General features: G+C 72.0%; 24 protein-coding genes and 2 pseudogenes. 16 read left to right on the plus strand and 10 right to left on the minus strand.

The genetic code is table 11. From position 1 onward, the window contains the following. Nucleotides 1–20 precede the first annotated feature (20 nt). A complete protein-coding gene (locus tag AB0472_RS00920; RefSeq protein WP_366352189.1) occupies nucleotides 21–872 on the plus strand; it encodes a DUF4429 domain-containing protein in 852 nt (283 codons plus the stop codon). A gap of 100 nt (nucleotides 873–972) precedes the next feature. Here the strand turns inward: AB0472_RS00920 and AB0472_RS00925 are convergent, their stop codons facing one another. Then, nucleotides 973–1440 carry a MerR family transcriptional regulator gene (locus AB0472_RS00925; protein ID WP_366352191.1) on the minus strand — a complete coding sequence of 156 codons (468 nt, stop codon included), beginning with the start codon at nucleotides 1438–1440 and terminating at the stop codon, nucleotides 973–975. A 97-nt stretch (nucleotides 1441–1537) separates the two neighbouring features. Between AB0472_RS00925 and AB0472_RS00930 the strand changes: the two genes are divergently transcribed. Continuing rightward, nucleotides 1538–2008: an N-acetyltransferase gene (locus AB0472_RS00930; protein ID WP_366352193.1), complete on the plus strand. Its 471-nt coding sequence runs from the start codon at nucleotides 1538–1540 to the stop codon at nucleotides 2006–2008. Between the two features lie 19 nt (nucleotides 2009–2027). Continuing rightward, entirely contained in the window at nucleotides 2028–2852 is an 825-nt protein-coding gene (locus AB0472_RS00935; RefSeq protein WP_366352195.1) for a serine hydrolase domain-containing protein, read from the plus strand. 45 nt (nucleotides 2853–2897) lie between these two features. Here the strand turns inward: AB0472_RS00935 and AB0472_RS00940 are convergent, their stop codons facing one another. Then, the gene (locus tag AB0472_RS00940; protein WP_366352196.1) at nucleotides 2898–3059 is read right to left on the minus strand and encodes a hypothetical protein; all 162 of its coding nucleotides are present in this window, start codon (nucleotides 3057–3059) and stop codon (nucleotides 2898–2900) included. Between the two features lie 242 nt (nucleotides 3060–3301). Here AB0472_RS00940 and AB0472_RS00945 point away from each other — a divergent pair, with 242 nt between their 5' ends. Then, complete coding sequence (locus AB0472_RS00945) at nucleotides 3302–3727, plus strand: RICIN domain-containing protein (RefSeq protein WP_366352197.1); 426 nt, start codon at nucleotides 3302–3304, stop codon at nucleotides 3725–3727. Between the two features lie 316 nt (nucleotides 3728–4043). Here the strand turns inward: AB0472_RS00945 and AB0472_RS00950 are convergent. Next, nucleotides 4044–4532, minus strand: a pseudogene (locus AB0472_RS00950) (transposase); the annotation flags it as partial. Between the two features lie 12 nt (nucleotides 4533–4544). After that, nucleotides 4545–5198, minus strand: coding sequence for a pirin family protein (locus AB0472_RS00955; RefSeq protein WP_366352688.1), 654 nt, complete (start codon nucleotides 5196–5198; stop codon nucleotides 4545–4547). A 73-nt stretch (nucleotides 5199–5271) separates the two neighbouring features. On the opposite strand from AB0472_RS00955, the gene fasR reads away from it, so the two are divergent. From fasR to fabF, 5 genes are all read left to right on the plus strand, one after another. Next, nucleotides 5272–6477 carry a fatty acid biosynthesis transcriptional regulator FasR gene (gene fasR / locus AB0472_RS00960; RefSeq protein ID WP_366352199.1) on the plus strand — a complete coding sequence of 402 codons (1206 nt, stop codon included), beginning with the start codon at nucleotides 5272–5274 and terminating at the stop codon, nucleotides 6475–6477. An 89-nt stretch (nucleotides 6478–6566) separates the two neighbouring features. After that, complete coding sequence (locus AB0472_RS00965; protein ID WP_366352200.1) at nucleotides 6567–7487, plus strand: ACP S-malonyltransferase; 921 nt, start codon at nucleotides 6567–6569, stop codon at nucleotides 7485–7487. A 17-nt stretch (nucleotides 7488–7504) separates the two neighbouring features. Next, nucleotides 7505–8536, plus strand: a complete 1032-nt coding sequence (locus AB0472_RS00970) for a ketoacyl-ACP synthase III (protein WP_366352202.1) — start codon at nucleotides 7505–7507, stop codon at nucleotides 8534–8536. An 89-nt stretch (nucleotides 8537–8625) separates the two neighbouring features. Continuing rightward, nucleotides 8626–8874, plus strand: coding sequence for an acyl carrier protein (locus AB0472_RS00975; protein ID WP_046425089.1), 249 nt, complete (start codon nucleotides 8626–8628; stop codon nucleotides 8872–8874). Nucleotides 8875–8959: 85 nt separating this feature from the next. Then, nucleotides 8960–10222 carry a beta-ketoacyl-ACP synthase II gene (fabF, locus tag AB0472_RS00980; protein WP_366352204.1) on the plus strand — a complete coding sequence of 421 codons (1263 nt, stop codon included), beginning with the start codon at nucleotides 8960–8962 and terminating at the stop codon, nucleotides 10220–10222. Between the two features lie 204 nt (nucleotides 10223–10426). Here fabF and AB0472_RS00985 read toward each other — a convergent pair whose 3' ends face one another. Beyond that, on the minus strand, nucleotides 10427–10921 hold the full coding sequence (locus tag AB0472_RS00985) for a DUF3145 domain-containing protein (RefSeq protein WP_093503479.1): 495 nt from the start codon (nucleotides 10919–10921) through the stop codon (nucleotides 10427–10429). 252 nt (nucleotides 10922–11173) lie between these two features. Here AB0472_RS00985 and AB0472_RS00990 point away from each other — a divergent pair, with 252 nt between their 5' ends. From AB0472_RS00990 to AB0472_RS01000, 3 genes are all read left to right on the plus strand, one after another. Next, complete coding sequence (locus AB0472_RS00990) at nucleotides 11174–12073, plus strand: SGNH/GDSL hydrolase family protein (protein ID WP_366352206.1); 900 nt, start codon at nucleotides 11174–11176, stop codon at nucleotides 12071–12073. Between the two features lie 22 nt (nucleotides 12074–12095). Then, a complete protein-coding gene (locus tag AB0472_RS00995) occupies nucleotides 12096–13070 on the plus strand; it encodes an aldose epimerase family protein (protein ID WP_366352208.1) in 975 nt (324 codons plus the stop codon). A 281-nt stretch (nucleotides 13071–13351) separates the two neighbouring features. Continuing rightward, entirely contained in the window at nucleotides 13352–14587 is a 1236-nt protein-coding gene (locus AB0472_RS01000) for a pyroglutamyl peptidase (protein WP_366352210.1), read from the plus strand. Here the strand turns inward: AB0472_RS01000 and AB0472_RS01005 are convergent. Next, the gene (locus AB0472_RS01005) at nucleotides 14577–15365 is read right to left on the minus strand and encodes an EI24 domain-containing protein (RefSeq protein WP_366352212.1); all 789 of its coding nucleotides are present in this window, start codon (nucleotides 15363–15365) and stop codon (nucleotides 14577–14579) included. The genes AB0472_RS01000 and AB0472_RS01005 overlap by 11 nt on opposite strands. 307 nt (nucleotides 15366–15672) lie before the next feature. Next, the gene (locus AB0472_RS01010; protein ID WP_366352214.1) at nucleotides 15673–16527 is read right to left on the minus strand and encodes a hypothetical protein; all 855 of its coding nucleotides are present in this window, start codon (nucleotides 16525–16527) and stop codon (nucleotides 15673–15675) included. Nucleotides 16528–16706: 179 nt separating this feature from the next. On the opposite strand from AB0472_RS01010, the gene AB0472_RS01015 reads away from it, so the two are divergent. Continuing rightward, nucleotides 16707–17870 carry a serine hydrolase domain-containing protein gene (locus AB0472_RS01015; RefSeq protein WP_366352216.1) on the plus strand — a complete coding sequence of 388 codons (1164 nt, stop codon included), beginning with the start codon at nucleotides 16707–16709 and terminating at the stop codon, nucleotides 17868–17870. 368 nt (nucleotides 17871–18238) lie between these two features. On the opposite strand, the gene AB0472_RS01020 is transcribed toward AB0472_RS01015, so the two are convergent. Both AB0472_RS01020 and AB0472_RS01025 read right to left on the minus strand, forming a co-directional pair. Continuing rightward, a complete protein-coding gene (locus AB0472_RS01020) occupies nucleotides 18239–18658 on the minus strand; it encodes an organic hydroperoxide resistance protein (RefSeq protein WP_366352218.1) in 420 nt (139 codons plus the stop codon). Nucleotides 18659–18753: 95 nt separating this feature from the next. Then, the gene (locus tag AB0472_RS01025; protein ID WP_366352220.1) at nucleotides 18754–19752 is read right to left on the minus strand and encodes an NADP-dependent oxidoreductase; all 999 of its coding nucleotides are present in this window, start codon (nucleotides 19750–19752) and stop codon (nucleotides 18754–18756) included. Between the two features lie 91 nt (nucleotides 19753–19843). Here AB0472_RS01025 and AB0472_RS01030 point away from each other — a divergent pair, with 91 nt between their 5' ends. From AB0472_RS01030 to AB0472_RS01040, 3 genes and pseudogenes are all read left to right on the plus strand, one after another. Further along, entirely contained in the window at nucleotides 19844–20293 is a 450-nt protein-coding gene (locus AB0472_RS01030) for a MarR family transcriptional regulator (RefSeq protein WP_366352221.1), read from the plus strand. A gap of 150 nt (nucleotides 20294–20443) precedes the next feature. Continuing rightward, nucleotides 20444–20824: pseudogene (locus tag AB0472_RS01035) on the plus strand (LysR family transcriptional regulator); the annotation flags it as partial. A gap of 46 nt (nucleotides 20825–20870) precedes the next feature. After that, complete coding sequence (locus tag AB0472_RS01040; protein ID WP_366352720.1) at nucleotides 20871–21194, plus strand: hypothetical protein; 324 nt, start codon at nucleotides 20871–20873, stop codon at nucleotides 21192–21194. Nucleotides 21195–21290: 96 nt separating this feature from the next. Here the strand turns inward: AB0472_RS01040 and AB0472_RS01045 are convergent, their stop codons facing one another. Beyond that, complete coding sequence (locus AB0472_RS01045; RefSeq protein ID WP_366352222.1) at nucleotides 21291–22193, minus strand: hypothetical protein; 903 nt, start codon at nucleotides 22191–22193, stop codon at nucleotides 21291–21293. Nucleotides 22194–22311 lie beyond the last annotated feature (118 nt).

Raw genomic sequence — 22311 nt, forward strand, 5'->3', positions numbered from 1 at the left:
TGCCGCATACGATGAGCCGCATGGGTGACGTACTGGCCGGATTTCATGCCGCCTGGGAGTTCGAGTCCGACTCCGTGCTCATCCGCTACGAACGAGGAATTCGAACACCCAAGCTGTTCCAGAGCCTGGGTGAGCGACGGGTGCCGCTGGCCGCGCTGGAGGGCGTGACCCTCACGCCCGGCAAGCGGGGCACGGTCGTACTGAAGGCCGAACCGCGCCCCGGTGCCGACCCCCTGCTGGAGGCGGCGGCCGGGCAGCTGAAGGACGGCAGCGACCCCTACCGCCTGGTGGTCCCCGCCGAGCGGGCGACCCTCGCCGAGTACTACGCCGACGAACTGCGACCGCTGCTCACCGGGTCCGGACCGGCCGAGAGATTTCTGGTCGCCGCCCCCGAGGGGCCCCGGCAGTTCAAGGCGTACGACGGGAAGGCGAGCTTCGACGGCAAGGCCGTGCACTTCCGGTGGTCGTGGACGGGCGCGTCCACGGCGAAGTGGAAGGCCGGCGACCAGAGCTTCGCCATCGCCGACCTCGGGGGTGTGCAGTGGCGGTCCCCCGAGGTCTTCGAGGGGCACCTGCGACTGCTGCGGCGGGACCTCCTCGGGGCGACGCCGAGGGTTCCGGCCGACCAGGACCCGGCGGCCGTGGTGTTCGGGCTGGGGTACGGCCCGGTGCACGAGTCGTTGCCGTTCGCGGCCGCGGTGCTGGAGGCCCTGCGGGCCAAGGGGGCCGGTGTGGTGCCGGTGCAGGCGGGGCGGCGGGACCCCGCCGACATCGCCGAGCGGATTCGGCATCTTGGGGAGCTGCATCAGGCGGGGCTGGTGACCGACGAGGAGTTCGCCGCGAAGAAGGCGGAGTTGCTGGCGGAGTTGTGAGGGGCGGTTGTTCGGCTGCCGGCCGGTGGGGGTTGCTCACACAGTTCCTCCCCCAGCCTTCGGCCGGGGGCACCCCCCAGCGCCCCTGGCAGGGCGCGTTTCAGTTGCCGCCGGTCTCGTAGAAGCTGATCTTCCGGTCCAGGACCGACAGGGTGTCGTGGAGTTCCGCGATGCGGGCCACGACGTCCCTTCTCGTCTGCTCCAGGAGTTCACGGCGCTCGGGGTAGGTCGTCTCGCCCTCCCTCACCAGTTCCGCGTAGCGGACCATGTCGGCCACCGGCATGCCGGTCAGACGGAGCTTGGTCACGAAGTCGAGCCAGTCCAGGTCGCGGTTGCTGTAGCGGCGCTGGCCGGTGTGGGAGCGGTCGATGCTGGACATCAGGCCGATCCGTTCGTACCAGCGCAGGGTGTGGGCGGTCAGGCCGGTGAAGGCGACGACCTCGCTGATCGTGTAACGGTCCTGGCCCTCGGGTCGCGGATGCCGCCGGGGTGGGGCGGAACAGATGTCGGCGGGCGCGCGGTCGGACTGCCGGGTGGGGGCCGCGGTCGTGGTGTGCATCACCGTCATACGCCCACGCTATGACCTTGGAGTGCACTCGAAGCAAGTGGTACCCGGTAAGAAATATCCGCGACGGGCGGGCCGGACGGTGACTAGCGTGCGGGGCATGAGTCTCGTACGCCGTGCCACGGCCGAGGACGCCGCGGAAGTGCTGCGTCTGCGCCAGGTGATGATCGACGCGCTGCCCGGCGGGGACAGCTCCACAGGATGGCACGCCCAGGCGCGGCCGGCGCTGGAGGAGAGGCTGGGCGAGCCGGACGGGGACTTCGCCGCGTTCGTCGTCGACCATCCGGACCGGCCGGGGGCGCTGGCCGCGCTGGTCGCCGGGACCGTCGACTACCGGATCGGCAAGGCGGGCAGCCCGCACGGCCGCTCCGGATACGTGTTCAGCGTGGCGACCGACCCGGACGCCCGGCGGCGCGGGTACGCGCGCGCGTGCATGGAGGAGCTGCTGGCCTGGTTCCGTGAGCGGGGTGCGGGGCAGGTCATGCTGACCGCGTCCGCGGAGGCCGAGCCGCTCTACGCCGCGCTCGGCTTCGTCCACAAGCCGGACCCCGCGATGATGCTGCGGCTCTGAGCCGCATAGGGTCGTGAGCATGTCCTTGAACAGTCTCGCGTCGATCGAGAACTGGCCCGTCCCCACCGCCGCGGCGGGCGTCGTACGTGCCGACGGGACGGTCCTCGGGACCCATGGGCCGGTCGGACACCGCTTCCAGCTGGCCTCCGTGACCAAGCCACTCGCCGCGTACGCGGTCCTCGTCGCCTACGAGGAGGGGGCGGTCGAGCTCGACGAGCCGGCGGGTCCGACGGGGGCGACGGTACGGCACCTGCTCGCGCACACCTCAGGGCTGGCCTTCGACGAGCACCAGGTCATGGCCCCGCCCGGGGAGCGGCGGCTGTACTCGAACGCCGGGTTCGAGGTGCTCGGGGATCATGTCGCCAAGGCGACGGAGATGCCGTTCGTGGAGTACGCCCGGCAGGCGGTGCTGGAGCCGCTCGGCATGACGTCGACGTCGCTGGACGGGTCGCCGGCGAAGGACGGCGTGTCCTCGGTCTCCGACCTGCTCCGCTTCGCGGCCGAGCTGCAGGCGCCGCGGCTGCTGGACCCGCGGACGGTGGCGGAGGCGACGCTGAGCGTGCAGTACCCGGGCACGAAGGGCGTGCTGCCGGGATACGGGCACCAGAACCCGAACGACTGGGGGCTGGGCTACGAGATCCGCGACTCCAAGTCGCCCCACTGGACGGGGGCTTCATCCTCGCCGCGGACGTTCGGGCACTTCGGGCAGACGGGCACGTTCCTGTGGGTGGACCCGGACGCGGGGATGGCGTGCGTCGCGCTGACCGACAGGGCGTTCGGCCCGTGGGCGATCGAGGCGTGGCCGCCGTTCACGGACGCGGTGCTGGCGGAGCCGCGCGGCTGACGTCGGCGGGGCCGGGGTGGGGCCCCCTTCCGGTGCCGTTCGCTGTCAGCGCACGCGTCCGAGATGGATCACATTCACCCGTACTTGCCGGTCATGGATCTCGTGCAGCACCCGGTAGCGGCCGACGTGGAGGCTCATCAGGTCCGCGCTGCCGAACGCGCCGTCGGGGCGCGGGTCGCCGGCAAGGCGGTCGACGGCGGTGAACACCAGGATCGCTGTGATCGCCGTCCTCGTCCGGCGACACGAGACCGGTCAGCGGCTGTCACCCAACGGGCCCCCGGCGCACACCCGCGCCCCCTGGAGCTGGGTTCGATCCCGCAGCCTTCATAAGAGGGGTTTGGTGCTGTCAGGCCGGCACAGGAGCCGATGCAGTCGCCATTGTGAAGGCATGGTCCCGGTCAGTGGGCCTCCTGCCGGCGTTGGGCCGGCTCTCCGGGAGAGGAATGTCTATGGCTGCTGTGTTCACCGCGGCGCTGATCGCCCGTCACAGTGACAAGGCCGTGTCGGTCAATGGTGAGAAGACGGACAACGGCGCGGAGGTCATCCAGTACGTCTTCCAGAACAAGGACCACCAGAAGTGGAACCTTGAGGCGACCACCGGCGAGTACTACGTGGTACGCGCCGTGCACAGCCAGAAGGCCATGTCGGTGAACGGCGAGAGCACCGCCAACGGCACGCGGATCGTTCAGTGGCAGTGGGAGACCAAGCCGCACCAGGAGTGGCGTCTGGTCCAGAAGGACAACGGCTACTTCGCGCTCCAGAACCGCAACAGCGGCCTGTTCCTGTCGGTGAACGGTGAGAGCACCGACAACAGCGCCGAACTGGTCCAGTGGCCCGGCGGCGACCAGCCGCACCAGCAGTTCCGCCTCGGCTGACCTTCAGCCCCGCCGCACTACGGGTCCTGGCAGCGTTCCGGCTGCCGGGACCCTGTGACTGTGGGTATCCGTGTGTTCACTCGTTGATGATCGATGAACTTGAGGTGGAAGCCGGTCCGTTGGGTCCGTTGGGTCCGTTGGGTCCGTTGGCGCGGTGGCAGGTGTATTGGTGCGACCCGGGCGCGGGAGGTGTCGTGGTACGCGGCCGATCCGGTGCCGGCCGGGCCTGCCGACGCTGGTGGAGTGGGCGCACGCGCACGGTACGCAGCTGGCCGGCGGGTGTGTCAATTTAACGGCTGGTCTTGGTTGTTGGTGGTCAGTTGTTGCTCGGGGTCAGGCGGCCGTCAAAGGCGACCTGGAACGCGTTGCACTTGAGGGCGGCGGCCTCGTTGGGGAAGTGACCGCGGGCCCGAACGGCCCTGCGGATGCGGGCGTTGACGCTCTCGATCGCGTTCGTGGTGCAGATGACCTTGCGGATCTCGACGTCGAAGGAGAGGAAGGGCACGAACTCGGCCCAGGCGTCCGACCACAGCCTCACGATCGCCGGATACTTGCCTCCCCACGCTTCTTGGAACTCCAGGAAGCGCTCCCTCGCCGCGTCCTCGCTGGGCGCGGTGTAGACGGGCTTGAGGGCCTTGACGACGTTGCCCCAGTCCTGACGGGCGGCGTGACGGAACGAGTTCCGCAGCAGGTGAGCCACGCACGTCTGGACGATCGTGCGAGGCCACACGATCTCCACGGCCTCGGGAAGTCCCTTCAGCCCGTCGCAGACCAGCATGAGCACGTCGTCCAGGCCGCGGTTCCTCGACGACCGTCGCTACCCCGTCATCTCCCACAGCAGAAACTCCGCGTCCGTGATCCCCGACGCCTCCAAGTCCTTCGCGTCGGTGACCCGTACGGAGTCCCCCGGCCCCAACACCTCCCCGTCCAGCCGTACATCCCCCCGCACCACGTGCACGTACACGTACGCCCCGTCCGGCACCGCCGTCCGCTCCCCCGTCCCCAGCCGGCGGACGTGCAGCATCGCGCCGGCCTCCGGGACCGCGTACGGGGTGGAGTCGGCGATGCCGCGGACGATGTCGTAGGACGGGGCACCGCCGGGCCGCACCGGGGCCAGCCACATCTGGACGAAGGCCAGCGGGCCGGTGCCGTCGTTGCGCTCCACGTGGCGGACGCCGCCCGCCGCGCTGAGGCGCTGGACGTCCCCGTGGCGCACCACCGTCTCGTGCCCTGCCGAGTCGCGGTGCGTGAGCTCGCCCTCGACCACCCACGTCACGATCTCGGTGTGGCTGTGCGGATGCTCGTCGAAGCCGGCGCCCGGCGCCAGCCGCTCCTCGTTGCAGGCGATGACCGCCCCGAAGCGCAGGTTGCCGGGGTCGTAGTGGGGGCCGAAGGAGAAGGCGTGCCGCGACTCGATGCCGGTTGCCGGGTCGCCTCCCGGGTAGCGCTCCGCGGCGCGCCTGACGTCCATCACGGGACCACCGTAGACCGCAGTCGGCACCCGGCGGCGCAGGCTCCCGTCCGGATAAGGCAGTCTTGTCCCCGTGCCCGAACCCGTAACCAGCAAGCCCGACCCCTCGGCTCGTCAGGCCCATCCGCACTCCCCGACCCTGAAGCGGCTGGAGAAGTCGTCCGGCAGCCTCGCCGCCCAGGCCATCGCGCGCATGGACGAGACCCTGCCGTGGTACCGGGCCATGCCCCCGGAGAACCGGTCCTGGATCGGGCTCGTCGCCCAGGCGGGCATCGCGGCCTTCACCGAGTGGTTCCGGCACCCGGACGCCCCGCAGGCGATCTCGACAGACGTGTTCGGGACCGCGCCGCGGGAGCTGACCCGGGCGATCACGCTGCGGCAGACCGTGGAGATGGTGCGGACCACGATCGAGGTCATGGAGAGCGCGATCGACGAGGTCGCGGCGCCGGGCGACGAGAGCGTGCTGCGCGAGGCGCTGCTCGTGTACGCCCGCGAGATCGCCTTCGCCACCGCCCAGGTCTACGCCCAGGCCGCCGAGGCACGCGGTGCCTGGGACGCGCGGCTGGAGTCGCTGGTGGTCAACGCGGTGCTCAGCGGGGAGGCCGACGAGGGGGCGGTGAGCAGGGCCGCGGCGCTCGGCTGGAACTCGCCCGACCACGTGTGCGTGGTGCTCGGGACGGCGCCCGACGGGGACAGCGAACTGACCGTCGAGGCGATCCGGCGGGCCTCCCGGCACGCCAAGCTGCAGGTGCTGACCGGGGTGCTCGGGGACCGCCTCGTCGTCATCGCGGGCGGCAACGACAATCCGCTGGCCGTGGCCAAGTCGCTGATCGGGCCGTACGCGGCGGGGCCGGTCGTCGCCGGGCCGGTGGTGCCGGACCTGCTGGCGGCCACCCGGTCCGCGCAGGCCGCCGCCGCCGGACTCAAGGCCTGTTCCGCCTGGCAGGACGCGCCGCGGCCGGTGCTGGCGGACGATCTGCTCCCGGAGCGCGCCATCGCGGGCGATCCGAGCGCGCGCGAGCAGTTGGTGGAGGAGATCTACAGACCGCTGGAAGAAGCCGGTTCGGCGCTGCTGGAAACGCTGAGCGTATATCTGGAGCAGGCGAGCAGCCTGGAGGGTGCGGCCCGGATGCTCTTCGTCCACCCGAACACCGTGCGCTACCGGCTCCGACGTGTGACTGACGTCACCGGATGGTCGCCGTCCGATGTACGATCCGCCTTCACACTGCGGATCGCGCTGATCCTGGGGCGTCTGGTCGATGGAGATCCCCAGTCATAGGATTTTGTCGGGGGCCCACAAAACCCCCTCGTGTTCTTCGTCCCTGTCCCCACGGGCGGCCGTGGCCGTCCCCAAGAGAGAGTGTGAGAGTGCTCGTACTCGTCGCTCCCGGCCAGGGCGCCCAGACCCCTGGCTTCCTGACCCCCTGGCTCGACCTCCCCGGTGTCGAGGCCCGTCTGCGTGCCTGGTCGGACGCCATCGGTCTCGACCTGGTGCACTACGGCACGCACGCCGACGCGGACGAGATCCGGGACACCGCGATCGCCCAGCCGCTGCTCGTCGCCGCCGGACTCGTCTCCGGCGCGGCACTCGGTGACATCGCCGGCATCGCGCCGGGCGCGGTCGCCGGGCACAGCGTCGGTGAGTTCACCGCCGCCGCCTTCGCGGGCGTCCTGGACGACACCGCCGCGCTGAGCCTGGTGCGCAAGCGCGGCCTGGCGATGGCCGAGGCCGCCGCGATCACCGAGACCGGCATGTCGGCGCTGCTCGGCGGCGACCCGGAGGTCTCCGTGGCGCACCTGGCGAAGCTCGGCCTGACCCCCGCGAACATCAACGGCGCGGGGCAGATCGTCGCCGCCGGCACCCTGGAGCAGCTCGCGGCGCTGAACGAGGACAAGCCCGAGGGCGTCCGCAAGGTCGTCGCCCTCAAGGTCGCCGGCGCCTTCCACACGCACCACATGGGCCCCGCCGTCGAGAGGCTGGCCGAGGCGGCCGGGGAACTCGCGCCGCTGGACCCGAAGTTCACCTACGTCTCCAACAAGGACGGCCAGGCCGTCGCGTCCGGCACCGAGATCGTGGACCGCCTGGTCGGCCAGGTCGCCAACCCGGTCCGCTGGGACCTGTGCATGGAGACCTTCAAGGAGCTCGGCGTCACCGCCCTCCTGGAGGTGTGCCCCGGCGGCACCCTGACCGGCCTGGCCAAGCGCGCCCTGCCCGGGGTGAAGACGCTGGCCCTGAAGACCCCCGACGACCTCGACGCGGCCCGCGAGCTCATCGCCGAGCACAGCTGAATCAGGAGCCCATTGCGATGTCGAAGATCAAGCCCAGCAAGGGTGCTCCGTACGCGCGCATCCTCGGTGTCGGCGGCTACCGCCCGACCCGCGTGGTGCCCAACGAGGTGATCCTGGAGACGATCGACTCCTCCGACGAGTGGATCCGGTCGCGCTCCGGCATCGAGACCCGGCACTGGGCGAGCCCCGAGGAGACGGTCGCCGCGATGTCGATCGAGGCCTCCGGCAAGGCGATCGCGGACGCCGGCATCGACGCCGAGCAGATCGGTGCCGTGGTCGTCTCGACCGTCTCGCACTTCAGCCAGACCCCGGCCGTCGCGACCGAGATCGCCGACAGGCTGGGCACGAACAAGGCCGCCGCCTTCGACATCTCCGCGGGCTGCGCCGGCTTCGGCTACGGCCTCACGCTCGCCAAGGGCATGGTGGTGGAGGGTTCCGCCGAGTACGTGCTCGTCATCGGCGTGGAGCGGCTCAGCGACCTCACCGACCTGGAGGACCGGGCCACCGCCTTCCTGTTCGGCGACGGCGCGGGCGCGGTCGTGGTGGGTCCCTCGCAGGAGCCGGCGATCGGCCCGACGGTGTGGGGCTCCGAGGGCGACAAGTCGGAGACCATCAAGCAGACCGTCCCCTGGGACCGTTTCCACTTCGGTGACAGGTCCGGGCTGCCGGTCGACAGCCAGGGCAACATCAAGTTCCCGGCGATCACGCAGGAGGGCCAGGCGGTGTTCCGCTGGGCCGTGTTCGAGATGGCGAAGGTCGCCAAGGAGGCGCTGGACGCCGCCGGACTCACTGCGGACGACCTGGACGTCTTCATCCCGCACCAGGCCAATGTGCGGATCATCGACTCGATGGTGAAGACTCTCAAGCTGCCGGAGCACGTCACGGTCGCCCGTGACATCCGCACCACCGGCAACACCTCGGCCGCCTCGATCCCGCTCGCGATGGAGCGGCTCCTGGCGACCGGTGAGGCGAAGAGCGGCGACACCGCACTCGTCATCGGGTTCGGGGCGGGTCTCGTCTACGCCGCCACTGTCGTTACCCTCCCCTAGGCACTCCGTGCCGGATCATGCATCCGGAACGGGTCGCCGTCCGCAGTACCGCAGCAACCGTCTGGAACATCTAAGAAGGAGCGCCTGACATGGCCGCCACTCAGGAAGAGATCGTCGAAGGTCTCGCCGAGATCGTGAACGAGATCGCCGGCATCCCGGTTGAGGACGTCCAGCTGGACAAGTCCTTCACCGACGACCTGGACGTCGACTCGCTGTCCATGGTCGAGGTCGTCGTCGCCGCTGAAGAGCGCTTCGACGTCAAGATCCCGGACGAGGACGTCAAGAACCTCAAGACCGTCGGCGACGCGACCGACTACATCCTCAAGCACCAGGCCTGAGGCAGTTAACTAGCCTCTGGCTGCAATGCCCCGCCACCCGGCGGTGGCGCCGTCGAATCCCGTATCCGTTGGAGAAAGAATTCCCGTGAGCCCGACCAATCGCACCGTGGTCGTCACCGGTATCGGCGCAACCACACCGCTGGGTGGCGACGCAGCTTCGTTCTGGGAGGCCCTGGTCGCCGGCAAGTCCGGCGTCCGCCTCCTGGAGCAGGACTGGGCGGCCGAGCTGCCCGTCCGTATCGCGGCGCAGATCGCCGTCGAACCGGGGGAGATCATCCCCCGTCCGCAGGCCCGCAAGCTGGACCGGTCCGCGCAGTTCGCGCTGATCGCCGCCAAGGAGGCCTGGAAGGACGCCGGTTTCACCGCCAAGGCCGGTGAGGACGCGTCCGCCAACCCCGACCGCGTCGGCGCCGTCATCGCCTCCGGCATCGGCGGTGTGACGACCCTGCTGGACCAGTACGACGTGCTCAAGGAGAAGGGCGTACGCCGTGTCTCCCCGCACACCGTGCCGATGCTGATGCCCAACTCGCCGGCCGCCAACGTCGGTATCGAGCTGGGTGCGCGGGCCGGTGTGCACACGCCCGTGTCGGCCTGCGCCTCCGGCGCCGAGGCCATCGGGTACGCCATCGAGATGATCCGCACCGGCCGTGCGGACGTCGTCGTGGCCGGCGGTACGGAGGCCGCGGTGCACCCGCTGCCGATCGCCGCGTTCGGCAACATGATGGCGATGTCCAAGAACAACGACGACCCCGAGGGTGCGTCGCGTCCCTACGACTCCGGCCGTGACGGCTTCGTCCTCGGCGAGGGCGCGGGCGTGATCGTCCTGGAGTCCGAGGAGCACGCGAAGGCGCGCGGGGCGCGGATCTACGCGGAGGCGGTCGGCCAGGGCATCTCGGCCGACGCGCACCACATCACGCAGCCGGAGCCGTCGGGCAACGGGATCGCGCACGCGCTGCAGAACCTGCTCGACAACACGGATCTGAAGCCGGCCGAGATCGTGCACGTGAACGCGCACGCGACGTCGACGCCGCAGGGTGACGTGGCCGAGATCAAGGCGCTGCGGAAGGTGTTCGGCGACGACGTCGACCACATGGCGATCTCCGCGACCAAGTCGATGACCGGTCACCTGCTGGGTGGTGCCGGTGGCATCGAGACCGTCGCGTCGATCCTGGCGCTGGTGAACCGGACCGCGCCGCCGACCATCAACCTCGACGACCTCGACCCCGAGGTCAACGCGGACGTGGTGCGGGGCGAGGCCCGGCAGCTGCCCGAGGGCAGGATCGCCGCGCTGAACGACTCGTTCGGCTTCGGCGGCCACAACGTCGTCCTGGCGTTCAGGACCGTGTGAGGTTCCCCGCCGTGAACGGCGAGTGGCCCGGACTCCCTGTCGGAGTTCGGGCCACTTCGCGTTTCGTCGTCGGCTGACCGCAGGTGGGGGCTTGTCGCGCAGTTCCCCGCGCCCCCGACAGAAAGGCGCGCTGCAGTGCGCCCCATTGGGAGGCGCGGGGAACTGAGCGAGAAGACACGACGGCGCCGCAGTCGGCAACCGGCGTCAGACCACCTGGTGGAGCCAGCGGACCGGGGCGCCCTCGCCCGCGTAGCGGAACGGCTCCAGTTCGTCGTCCCAGGGCTTGCCGAGCAGCTTGGCGATCTCGGCCTCCAGGGCCGTCTCCCCGCGCTGTGAGCGGGTCAGGGCGGCCCGCAGACGGTCCTCCGGGATGAGGATGTCGCCGTGGATTCCGGTGACCGCGTGGAAGATGCCGAGGTCGGGGGTGCAGCTGTAGCGCTCGCCCTCGGCCTTCGCGCAGGGCTCCGCGGTGACCTCGAAGCGGAGCAGGTGCCAGCCGCGCAGCGCGGACGCCAGTTTGGAGGCCGTGCCGACCTCGCCCTGCCAGGAGAACTCGGAGCGCCAGGTGCCGGGCGCGGCCGGCTGGCGGATCCAGTCGAGGTTGACGCGCGTGCCGAGCACCCCGGCGACGGCCCACTCGACGTGCGGGCACAGCGCGCGGGGCGCGGAGTGCACGTACAGAACTCCACGTGTCGTCACCGGAACCTCCGGGCTGAGCGGGACATCTTGCTGGCTGGCCGGCGGCAGTGACACGACCGCCGCGTTGATGGCGAGGCTACCGTGCGGTGGCGCAAGGAGTGTGACGTACCGTCGGTCCCACAGCCAGGAAACCCCGCCATTCACCCAGGGGGACGCTTGTACGGGGGTGGTCCGTTGCAGGGCGCGGGGCGGGAACTCCCGTGCGTTGTCATTACGGGGGACGATCGGGCAGACGGAGAGGACCGACGGGGTATGCGCAAGCAGCGACGCCGGCGTTCGCGTGCCCTGGCGGGCACCGTCGCCGTCACCGCCGCGCTGGGGGTGGCCGGGTGCGGTGTGCTGGGCGGTTCCTCCGCCGCGACGAGGAGCGAGAGGCCGCGGGCCCCCCAGGCCGTGCAGGTGTGGGACCGCAGCCCGGCCTCGATCGCGGCCGTCGGCGACTCCATCACCCGCGGTTTCGATGCCTGCACGGTCCTCTCGGACTGCCCCGAGGTGTCCTGGGCGACCGGCACCAGCGAGCAGGTGGACAGTCTCGCGGTACGGCTGCTGGGGCGGGCGCAGGCGGCCGACCACAGCTGGAACTACGCGCAGACCGGCGCCCGGATGGCCGACCTGCCGGCGCAGATGGCCGACGCGGCGGTGCGCAGGCCCCAGTTGGTGACGGTGATGGTGGGGGCGAACGACGCCTGCCGCACGTCGGTGCGGGCGATGACCTCGGTGGCCGACTTCCGCAGCGGGTTCGAGGACGCGATGGCCACCCTGCGCAGGGCGCTGCCGAAGACGCAGGTGTACGTGGCGAGCGTGCCGAACCTGAAGCGGCTGTGGTCCGAGGGGCGGGCCAACCCGCTGGGCAAGCAGGTGTGGAAGCTGGGCATCTGCCCGTCCATGCTCTCCGACGCGGACGACCTGACCGGCGCGGCGACCGTGCGCCGGGACAAGGTGCAGCGGCGCGTCGAGGACTACAACACGGTGCTGCGGGAGGTCTGCGCCAAGGACCGGCGGTGCCGGTTCGACGGCGGGGCGGTGTACGCGTACCGGTTCGGGACCGACCAGCTCAGTCACTGGGACTGGTTCCATCCGAGCACCGACGGCCAGTCGAAGCTCGCCGCGATCGCCTACCGGGCCGTCACCGCCAAGGGTCCGGTGGACTAGACCCTTGGCTTAGGGTTTCCCCATGAGCGAACTTTTCGGCACACTTTCCGACGGTACCGAGGTGCACCGCTGGACCCTGGAGCGCGCGGGGACCCGGGTGCGGGTGCTGTCGTACGGCGGGATCGTGCAGTCGGCCGAGGTCCCGGACCGGGACGGGCGGACCGCGGACGTGGTGCTGGGGTTCGACGGCCTGGAGGGCTACCTGGAGAACCCGGGACCCTACCTCGGCGCCCTGGTCGGCCGGTACGCCAACCGGATCGCGCACGCCCGCTTCCCGCTGGACGGCGTGACCTACGCCCTGGAGCCGAACAACGCGCCCAACTCCCTGCACGGCGGCGCCCACGGTTTCGACAAGCGGGTGTGGGAGGCGACGGCGGTCGAGCACGGGGTGCGGCTGTCGCGGGTGAGTCCGCACGGGGAGGAGGGGTTCCCGGGGCGGCTGACGGTCGCCGTGACGTACACGCTGGACGAGTCGGGGGCACTGCACATCTCCTACGAGGCGGTCACCGACGCGCCCACCGTCGTGAACCTCACCAACCACAGCTACTTCAACCTGGCGGGATCCGGGCACGCGGGCGGCCACGAGCTGCGGATCGCCGCCTCGCGCTACACCCCCGTGGACGGCGACCTCATTCCGGCGGGGATGCCCGCGGACGTCTCCGGCACCCGCTTCGACTTCCGTACGGCCCGCAAGATCGGCTCCGGCTACGACCACAACCTCGTCCTGGACAAGGGCGTGACGGAGACTCCGGTGGAGATCGCCGAGCTGTACGACCCGGCGTCCGGCCGCACCCTCACCGTGTCCACCACCGAGCCGGGCATCCAGCTCTACACCGCCGAGCACCTGACCGGCCCCTTCGCCCCCGGCGACGGCGTGGCCCTGGAGACCCAGCACTTCCCGGACTCCCCCAACCGCCCCGACTTCCCGAGCACTCGGCTGGACCCGGGCGGGGCCTACCGCTCGGCGACGGTGTACGGCTTCGGGGTGCGGGACTGACGCCGCCCACCGACGTCACCGTCGGGTGACACGCAAGCCCCGGTCCAGGGGTCAGGTCCCGGACCGGGGCTGCTCAAGGGGGACTCGTCCCGGCTCCGACCTTAGCCGCGGCTGTGAGAGGCCGGCCGGTCATCGGGCGCGTCGCAGCGATCTCGTACGAACCCTTCACAAACGCCCACGGGTTCGACGGGCGGCCCATGGTGTAGACCACATCGCGGCCCACACGCGATACTGCGCCCGATCGGCACCACGCACCCCACTGCGACGGAAGGCCAACTCCCTTGACTTCCCCACGTGTTCGGATCGGCGTCCTCGGCATCGTGCTGCTGGCCGGAGCGCTCGTCCCCACCGCCGCGCACGCCGGCACCGCCCCCTCCCCCACCGTCGAGGAACAGCGGCTCGACCAGCCGGTGCCGCAGGAGATACTCCGGCGGTCCGGGTTCGAGACCGTAACACCCGGGTTCGCCCGGGCGCTGGAGCACGCCCGCTCCTACGCACAGGCCCGGCGGGCCGTGGCACGGCAGGGCTCGGCGCTGTGGCGGCGGGCCGTGGACCGGGCGCAGGGGCGCGGGCCCACCGGGGGTGACCTGAGCCGGGACGACGACCGGCCGCTGTACTGGGCGCGGCTCGGGATGACGCGACAGGTGCGCACCTGGCAGCCGGGGTTCGCGGTGAGCGAGCGGCAGCGGGCCGCGCTGCTGGACCTGCTGGAGCGGACCTCGCGCGGGCAGACGGACATCCGCTACCCCGGCAAGGGCCTGCGGCGGATCCTCGTCACCGGGTTCGACCCGTTCACCCTGGACCGGGACATCCGGATCTCCAACCCGTCCGGGGCGAGCGCGCTGGCCCTCGACGGGACCGTGATCGAGACCGACGAGGGGCCCGCGCGGGTGGAGACGGCCGTGTTCCCGGTGCGGTGGGACGACTTCGCGGCCGGGACCGTGGAGCGGACGCTGCGGCCGTACCTGCCGGAGGTGGACCTGTTCACGACCGTGAGCCAGGGGCGGGTCGGGCGGTTCGACGTGGAGCGGACGAACGGCGCCTGGCGGGGCGGGTTCCCCGACAACGAGAACGTGAGCCGGACCGGGACCGTCCCGGTCGCCGACCCGGCCGCGCAGCCGCAGTGGACGACCACCACCCTCCCGTACGCGGCGATCACGGCGGCGGACACGGGGCGGTTCCCGGTGTACGACCACACCGAGGTGACGGAGATCCCGGCGGGAGGCACCGACCCGGTCGTCCGGGCGGACGGGCCGACCGCGGGGTCCAGCGCGCGGGCCGGGGGCGGCGGGGACTACCTGTCCAACGAGATCGCCTACCGGGCCACGCTGCTGCGCGACCGGCTCGGGCTGCACGGCACGTTGCCCGGCGGGCACGTGCACACGCCGGTGCTGCAGTTCGGCGCCGGGAACACGACGCAGGTGACCGACCCGGAGTTCGTGCGGAACCGGGTGGACATCATCGACCAGGTGCGGGCGATCGTGACCGTGGCGGCGGACGCGTCGTTCAGGAACTGACGGGTTCGCCGGTCCGCTCGTCCTCCTCGGCCGTCTCCTCGCCCAGCAGGTCGCGGGCGAGGAGGGTGGCGCCCGCCACCGCGCCCGGCATCAGGAACACCGCGACGAACGGGACCAGGAAGGCGAGGCCCAGCGGGGTGCCGAAGCCCCACACCAGCGTCTTGCGGGAGCGCAGCAGGGCGAGCCGGGCGCGCAGGTCGACGCCCCGGCGCTGGAGGGCGACGGCGGCGAGTTCCTCGGTGAGGAAGAAACCGGTCACGAAGAAGCCGATGACCGGGACGACGGTCTGCCCGACGAAGGGCAGGAAGCCGAGGGCGAAGAGCAGGACGCCCCAGAGGCCGGCCCGGAGCAGGATGCGCAGGCTGTCCCGGGCGGAGATCCACAGCTCGCGCCAGAACGGCAGCCCGGACCCCGGCGCGGTGCCGTCGGGCGAGACGTCCGCGTCGACCTTCTCGGAGAGGCTCTCGTAGAACGGCTGGCCGACCAGCAGCGTCACCGCGGTGAAGGTGAGGACGGCGAGCAGGAGGCCGAGGGCGAACAGGACGGCGGTGAGCAAGCCGCGGAAGAGGCCGAGCCAGGGGCTGGACCAGTCGTCGGCGAACGGGGTGGCCCAGGCGACGACGTCCGCTCCCCATATCGCGAGGGCGACCAGGGCCGCCGCGTAGAGAACCAGGGTGATCAGGCCGGGCAGCAGACCGAACCCGTACTGCCGGCCGTGCCGGCCGACCCACCGCTGGCCCTTGAGCAGATAACCGAACCCCACCCCGAGATCACGCATGGCCAAAACTTTACCGGCCCCCGCACAACACCCCACAGCCCCGGCACCCCGAAGAAACACGGGGCAGCGCCCCAAAGCGACACCCCGCAGGGGCGCGGGGACAGCGCCCCAAAGAGGCGCTGGGGGTGCCCCCGGCCGAAGGCTGGGGGAGGAACTGCGCGACCAGCCACGACGGCCGCCGCAGACGCACAACGACACATCCCGGACAGCGCCCCCACAGGAACGCGAGGAACCGCGCGACCGGCCACGACGGCCGCCGCGGACGGCAAGCGGCGGACGGCACATCGCGGCCGACCCAGCGGAGCGCTTACGCGGGGGTCACCGCCACCACCACCCCCCGGTCCGCCGCCGGGCTGACCGCCGCCGACACCCGTACCGCCGTCGCCCGGGCCACCCGCCCCGCGCCGGCCGCGGAGGCCAGCAGCAGGGGCTGGAGGTGCTCGAGCCCGGTCACGGCGAGTTCCTCGGCGGCGATCAGGACCGGGCCCGCCGCCCTGGCCGTCTTCGCCGCCGCCTCCGTCAGGTCGGCCAGCGGCGGCAGCGCGGCCCGGACCACGCCCGCGCCCGCCGCGGTCGCGCGCTCGGCGAGGGCCACCTGGAGGGGCAGCAGCGGGGCCACGGCCGAGGTGACGGCGGCGGCGATGCGGTGGAGTTCGGGGGCGGAGTCCCGGAGGGTCTCGGCGGCGGTGCGCAGCAGCGGGGTGAGGGCCAGCAGGACGCCGGCCGCTCCGCCCGCGGCCGCCGGCAGCAGCGGCGACAGTGCCTCGGTCAGTTCGCGCAGCGCCGCCGCGAACTCCTCCACCGCCGGCTCCACCGCGTCCAGCAGCGGCAGCAGGCTGTCCCTGAGGGCCGTCAGGAGCGGCTCGGCCACCGGGTGCACGGCCAGCGGGGCACCGCTGGTCCCGAGCCGGGTGAGGGTCCCCACGACGCGGTAGAAGGCCTCCTGTGCCCCCGGTGCGGCACTGGCCTCGGCCAGCTCCGCGGTCGTCCGGCGCAGGACGCGCAGCAGTTCGGGGGCCGAGCCCTCCCGCGGGTCCAGGGTGTTGACCGCGATCTTCGTGAGGTTCTGGGCGGTGTCCAGGAGCTGGCCGGTGATGTCGGTGGTGCTGCGGGCCATGCGCAGCACGTCCGCCCTGCCGGGAAGTGAGGGAATGCTCGCCATGGGCCGGGGCCCTCCCGCCGCTGTGGGATCTGTCCACGGTGTGTCCGCCCTCAGCATGCCCCGGTTGAGTCGAACAGGTACATCTCGCCGTACCGATCGCAGGAAGGGGTAGGTCGCCCAGGTGGGTAGGGCGTTGTTCACAGTGGGAGCTGCCCCGGCGGCTCGGTTGAGGAGAACGGATGACGCAGGAGATCACCGTCCAGGGCACGGTCGCGGAGGGCTTCGAGGCGGTGCGCGAGGAGTTCGCCGCCTTCGTCGCCGACGGACCGGCCGACTACGAGGGTCAGTTGTGTGCGTACGTCCACGGCAGGCGGGTCGTCGACCTGTGGGCGGGCGAAGGGGCCGACGGGGACTCCCTGTACGGCGTGTTCTCGTCCACGAAGGGGGCGGCGCACCTGGTCGTGGCGATGCTGGTGCAGGACGGCACGCTGGAGCTGGACCGCAAGGTCACCTACTACTGGCCGGAGTTCGGCGCGGAGGGCAAGGGCACGCTGACGCTGCGGGACCTGCTGGCGCACCGGGCGGGCCTGGTCGGCACCGACACCGGGTTCGGCCCGCAGGAGCTGGCCGACGACCGCGCGATGGCCGAACGCCTCGCCGACCAGCGGCCGTTCTGGCGCCCCGGCACGGCCTTCGGCTACCACGCGCTCGTCATCGGCGCCCTCACCGGCGAGGTGGTGCGGCGCGCGACCGGCCGCACCCTCCAGGACGTGTACGAGGAGCGGGTCCGGGCACCGTACGGCCTCGGGTTCTTCCTGGGCCTGCCGGCCGCGCACGAGCCGCGCTTCCGCACGACCCTGCCGATGCGGCCCACGCCCGAGCAGCAGGCCCTGCTCGACGCCGTCCCGTCCGGCCCGCGGACCCTCGCGGGGATCGCCTTCAACGAGCACGCCGCCGAGCCCACGGACCTGACGGCCCTCCCCAACGACCGGCTGATCCGCGCCAAGGGCCCGGCCTCCTTCGGCGGGGTGGCGTCCGCGCGCGGCCTGGCCGGGATGTACGCGGCGCTGCTCAGCGAGGTCGACGGCAAGGCCGCGCTGCTGAAGGAGGACACGGTCGCGGAGTTCGGCCAGTTCCACTCGGTCGGCTACGACCTGGTGGCCCGCGCCCACAAGTCGTACGGCCTCGGCTTCCAGGCGACCGCGGACGTCTGGCACCCGTTCCTCGGCGCGGGCACCGTCGGCCACAGCGGGGCAGCGGGCTCGCAGGCCTTCGCGGACCCGAGGAGCGGGGTCGCCTACGGCTACACGAGGCGCCGGTTCGCGTTCCCGGGCGGAGCGGCCCCGGAGAACGACCGGCTGGCGCGAGCCGTGCACGAGGCGGCACTGGACGCGCCCCTCTAGGGCCTGTCCGACCATTCCCGTCGTCGCCCGGAGGGCGGCCTCGCGGCGTCAGGTGCGTGCTCTCGGCGTGCCGGGCGCAGGCCCTCGTACGGGATGTACTCGGGTCTGCGCCCCGTGCGGCGAGTGGGGGTACCCCCCCTCTGGGGGAGCGTGCACGGCGTCGCGAGGCAGACGGGAATGGTCAGACAGGCCCTAGGGGCGCTGGTTCCTCCCCCGGCCGAAGGCCGGGGGAGGAACTGCGCGACCGGCCACCACGCACCCGGCGCCGCACCCGCTGCCCGCACCCGGCGTCGCCTCCGCGCCAGGCGGACGAGAGGCCGCACCCCACGTCCAGGGGTGCGGCCTCCCCACAACACCGACGACGACCGTCAGACCAGCGTCACGCCGATGTTCCCCCGAGTCGCCTTCGAGTAGGGGCAGACCTCGTGCGCCTTGGCGACGAGCTCACGGGCAACCCGCTCCTCGACGCCCGGAATCTCCGCCGAGATCTCGACGATGATCCCGAACCCCTCCTCGTTCTTCCCGAGCCCCACCCTCGCGGTCACCCGGGACCCGGACACGTCGGCCCCGGCCTGCCGGGCGACGACCGCCAGCGCCCCCTGGAAGCACGCGCTGTACCCGGCGGCGAACAACTGCTCCGGGTTGGTCCCGGCCCCGCTGCCGCCCATCTCCTTGGGCGGGTTGACGACGACGTCGAGCCGGCCGTCGTCGGTGGCGACCCGGCCGTCGCGGCCGTTCTCGGCGGTGGCCACGGCGGTGTAGAGGACGTCGGACTGCTGAATGGGCATGCGGTTTCTTCTCCCCTCGGTCCGCCGTGACTCGCGCCCACGATCGACGACGGTTTCGGAAAGAAGTTACCGCATGCCGGAAACCGCAGACAGACCTACAGCTTGACGATCATCTTTCCGGTGTTGTCGCCGCGCAGGACCCCGAGGAACGCCTCCACGTTGTTCTCGATGCCCTCGACGACCGTCTCGGCGTACTTCAGCTGCCCGGAGGCCACCCACGGGCCGACCTCGGCGACGAACTGCGGCTGCAGGTCGTAGTGGTCGCTGACCAGGAAGCCCTGGATCCGGCCGCGGGTCTGGATGAGACGGGCGAGGTTCCTCGGGCCGGGGGCGGGCTCGGTGTTGTTGTAGACGGAGATCATGCCGCAGACCGCGATCCGGCCGTCCCGGTTCAGCTGCCCGATGGCCGCCTCCAGGTGGTCGCCGCCGACGTTGTCGAAGTAGACGTCGACGCCGTCGGGCGCGGCCGCGCGCAGTTGCTCGGCGACGGAACCGTTCTTGTAGTTGAAGGCCGCGTCGAAGCCGTACTCCTCCACCAGCAGCTTGACCTTCTCGTCGGAGCCGGCCGAGCCGATCACCCGGGAGGCGCCCTTGAGCCTGGCGATCTGGCCGACCTGGCTGCCGACCGCGCCGGCCGCGCCGGAGACGAAGACCGAGTCGCCCTCCTTGAAGGAGGCGGTGCGCAGCAGGCCCGCGTAGGCGGTGAGGCCGGTCATGCCGAGCACACCGAGGTACGTCGACAGGGGGGCGGCACCGGCGTCGACCTTGACGGCGTTCTTCGCGTCCACGACGGCGTACTCGCGCCAGCCGAAGAAGTGCAGGACGTGGTCGCCGGCCGCGATGCCCTCGGCGTTCGATTCGACGACCTCGCCGACCGCGCCGCCCTGCATGACCTTGCCCAGCTCGAACGGGGCGACGTACGACTTCGCGGCACTCATCCGGCCGCGCATGTACGGGTCGACGGAGAGGTACTTGTTCCGCACGAGCACCTGCCCCTCGCCCGGCGTGGGGGCCTCCGCCTCGACCAGGGCGAAGTTCTCCGGCTTCGGCCAGCCGACGGGACGGCTCAGCAGGTGCCACTCGCGGTTGATCATGACATGCGCCTTTCCTAAATTACTTCAGTACCTGAAACAACGATGCGCCTGAATATTTCAGGATGTCAAGTAACGCGGTATCCTGGAGTGCATGTCGTCCACACGGTCCACTCCTGCGCATACCCGCCGCCCCGACGCCCTGACCCTGGAGGTCGTCGAGCTCATCGGGGACGTCGTGGCCCGCTTCTACGCGGACTACGAGGAGGCGGCGGGCGAGCACGCGCTCACCGGGGCGCAGGCGCGCCTGCTCAGCCTGCTCTCGCTGGAGCCGCTGCCGATGCGGAAGCTGGCGCAGAAGCTGAAGTGCGAGCCGTCCAACGTGACGGGGATCGTGGACCGGCTGGAGGCGCGCGGGCTCGTGGAGCGGCGGCCCGACCCGGCCGACCGCCGGGTGAAGCTGGCCGCCGCGACGGACGAGGGCCGCCGGGTCGCCCGTGACCTGCGCGAGGGGCTGCGCTTCGCGCGGGAGCCGCTGGCGGGGCTTTCGGACGAGGAGCGGCTGTCGTTGCGGGATCTGCTGCGGAGGATGCTCGAGGCCTGACGCTCCGCCGGAAGACGCCGTGACCGGCCGTCGGTCGGCCGCGGCGCCACCGTGGCCGGTCGCGCAGTTCCTCCCCCGGCCTTCGGCCTGGGGGTACCTCCAGCGCCTTTTACGGGGGCGCTTCGAGCGGGGCCCGCCCAGAGTCGCCGGATGCAGATGGATCTCAACCTCCTGACGGTACTCGACGCGCTGCTGGAGGAGGGGAGCGTCACGGGAGCCGCGGTCCGGCTGCGGCTCTCCGCGCCCGCGGTCAGCCGGAGTCTGGGCCGGATCAGGCGCCTGACCGGCGATCAGATCCTGGTGCGCACCGGACGGACGATGACGGCGACGCCGTACGCGCCGGCGGTACGGGCGGACCTGCACCGGCTGGTGCAGGAGGCGCAGGGGTTGCCGGCGCCGCAGCGGCGGCTGGATCTGGCCACGCTGGAGCGGACGTTCGCCCTGCAGTTCCACGACGCCGTCACGACCGCGACCGGCCCCGCGCTCCTGACGGCCGTACGGGACCGGGCGCCCGGCGTGCGGCTGCGGTTCCATCCTCACGGCCGGCGCGCCGGCCGCCGTCGACGCCGGCGCCCGGGTGACCTGGCTCGACGCCTTCGGGACCGGCGCGACCGCCCGGGCGGCCGGCGGGTTCACCCGGAACCTGCTGCGGACGTTCATGAAGTCCGAGATGAGCGACCGGGTGACGGCGTGCGAGGTGGTGACCGGGTCCGGCGGCACCGTGTTCCACGCCGGGCCGCTGGCCGACACGCCGCTCAGCGCGAGCCGGCGCACGCTGACCGTGGCGGAGGCGCCGCGGAGGTTCTTCCCGGCGAGGGCGGGAAGGGCCACGGTGGCGGCGATGCCGGACGAGGCCGAGAGCGGGAATCACCCCGGGCGGACGGTGATTCCGGTGGACTGAGCGTGTCGTTTGCCGGGTTTGCTTCGGCGGATGCGTCGGGTGCGGGCCGGTGGGGGCTGGTCGCTCAGTCCCGGCGCCCCTGACGGGGCGCTCCGCTCACGTGCACCACCACAGGAACCGGTTGCACGTCTCACTCGGGGACGGGTTCGGAGACGGATGCGAGGTCGTCGGGTCCGCCGTCGGGGTCGATGCCGCCGTGGTCGTCGGGCTCGTCACCGGGGACGTGACCGTGCCCGGGCCCGTCGACGCCGACTGGGCGCCCGTGTCCTTCGCGGAGGCCGACGGGGAGGCGGAGGCCTTGTCCTTCGAGGAGGACGGGGACGGGGAGGCGGAGGGGTCGGCGGAGGCGGAGTCCGTCGCGCCGGTCGCGCCGGAGGTGTCGCCCACGGGCCGGGCGGTTGCCGTCGGGGACGACGTCGACGTCCCGCCGTCGGTGGTGTCGCCGCCCGCCGAGGCCGGGCCGGGGCTGGTGAACGGTATGGCGTCCGTGCCGAGTTCGGCGAGGCTCAGGCCGCCGGCCGCCAGCACGCACGCCGCGGCCACCAGCAGGACCCTGCGGCGCCGGCGGCGATGGGCCGCGGCCTTGCGGTCGCGACGGCTCCCGTCGGGGGCGGACTGCCACTCCTCGGGATCCTCGGCGAGGCTCTCGGCGGCCTCCCCCCGGCCCCTGCCGCCGCGCCCGCGCGCCGCCCGCCGCCGCTCGGCCCGGCCGCCCCCCGGCGGTCCGTCGGCCTCGTCCCTCTCGCCGTTCTCGCCGCTCTCGCCGTTCTCGCCGCCCTCGGCATGCACGCCGTCCGCGGCGCGCTCGGCGCCCGCCGCGCCGGGGTCGTACCCGCCGTCGGCGAACTCCGGTTCCGTGTACGGGGTTTCACTGGGCGTGACAGGTTCGGAGATGGCCGCTCGCGGCGCTGACGCGCGTAGCGTTTCGGCGGCGGTGCCGCACCCCGGGCAGGCGAGGGCGCCGTTGAGGTGCCGTCGGCACGGGTGGCAGTAGTCCATGACGCGGGAAGACTAAGTTCCCCACGAGTCACTTCACCAGCCACCCCTGTGAAGGTTCTGTGGGGGACCGAAAAACCTATCGAAAGCCTTGCCGAAACTGTTACCTGTTCGACCCATT

The sequence above is a fragment of the Streptomyces sp. NPDC086777 genome, from assembly GCF_040702065.1.
Classification (GTDB): Bacteria; Actinomycetota; Actinomycetes; order Streptomycetales; family Streptomycetaceae; genus Streptomyces.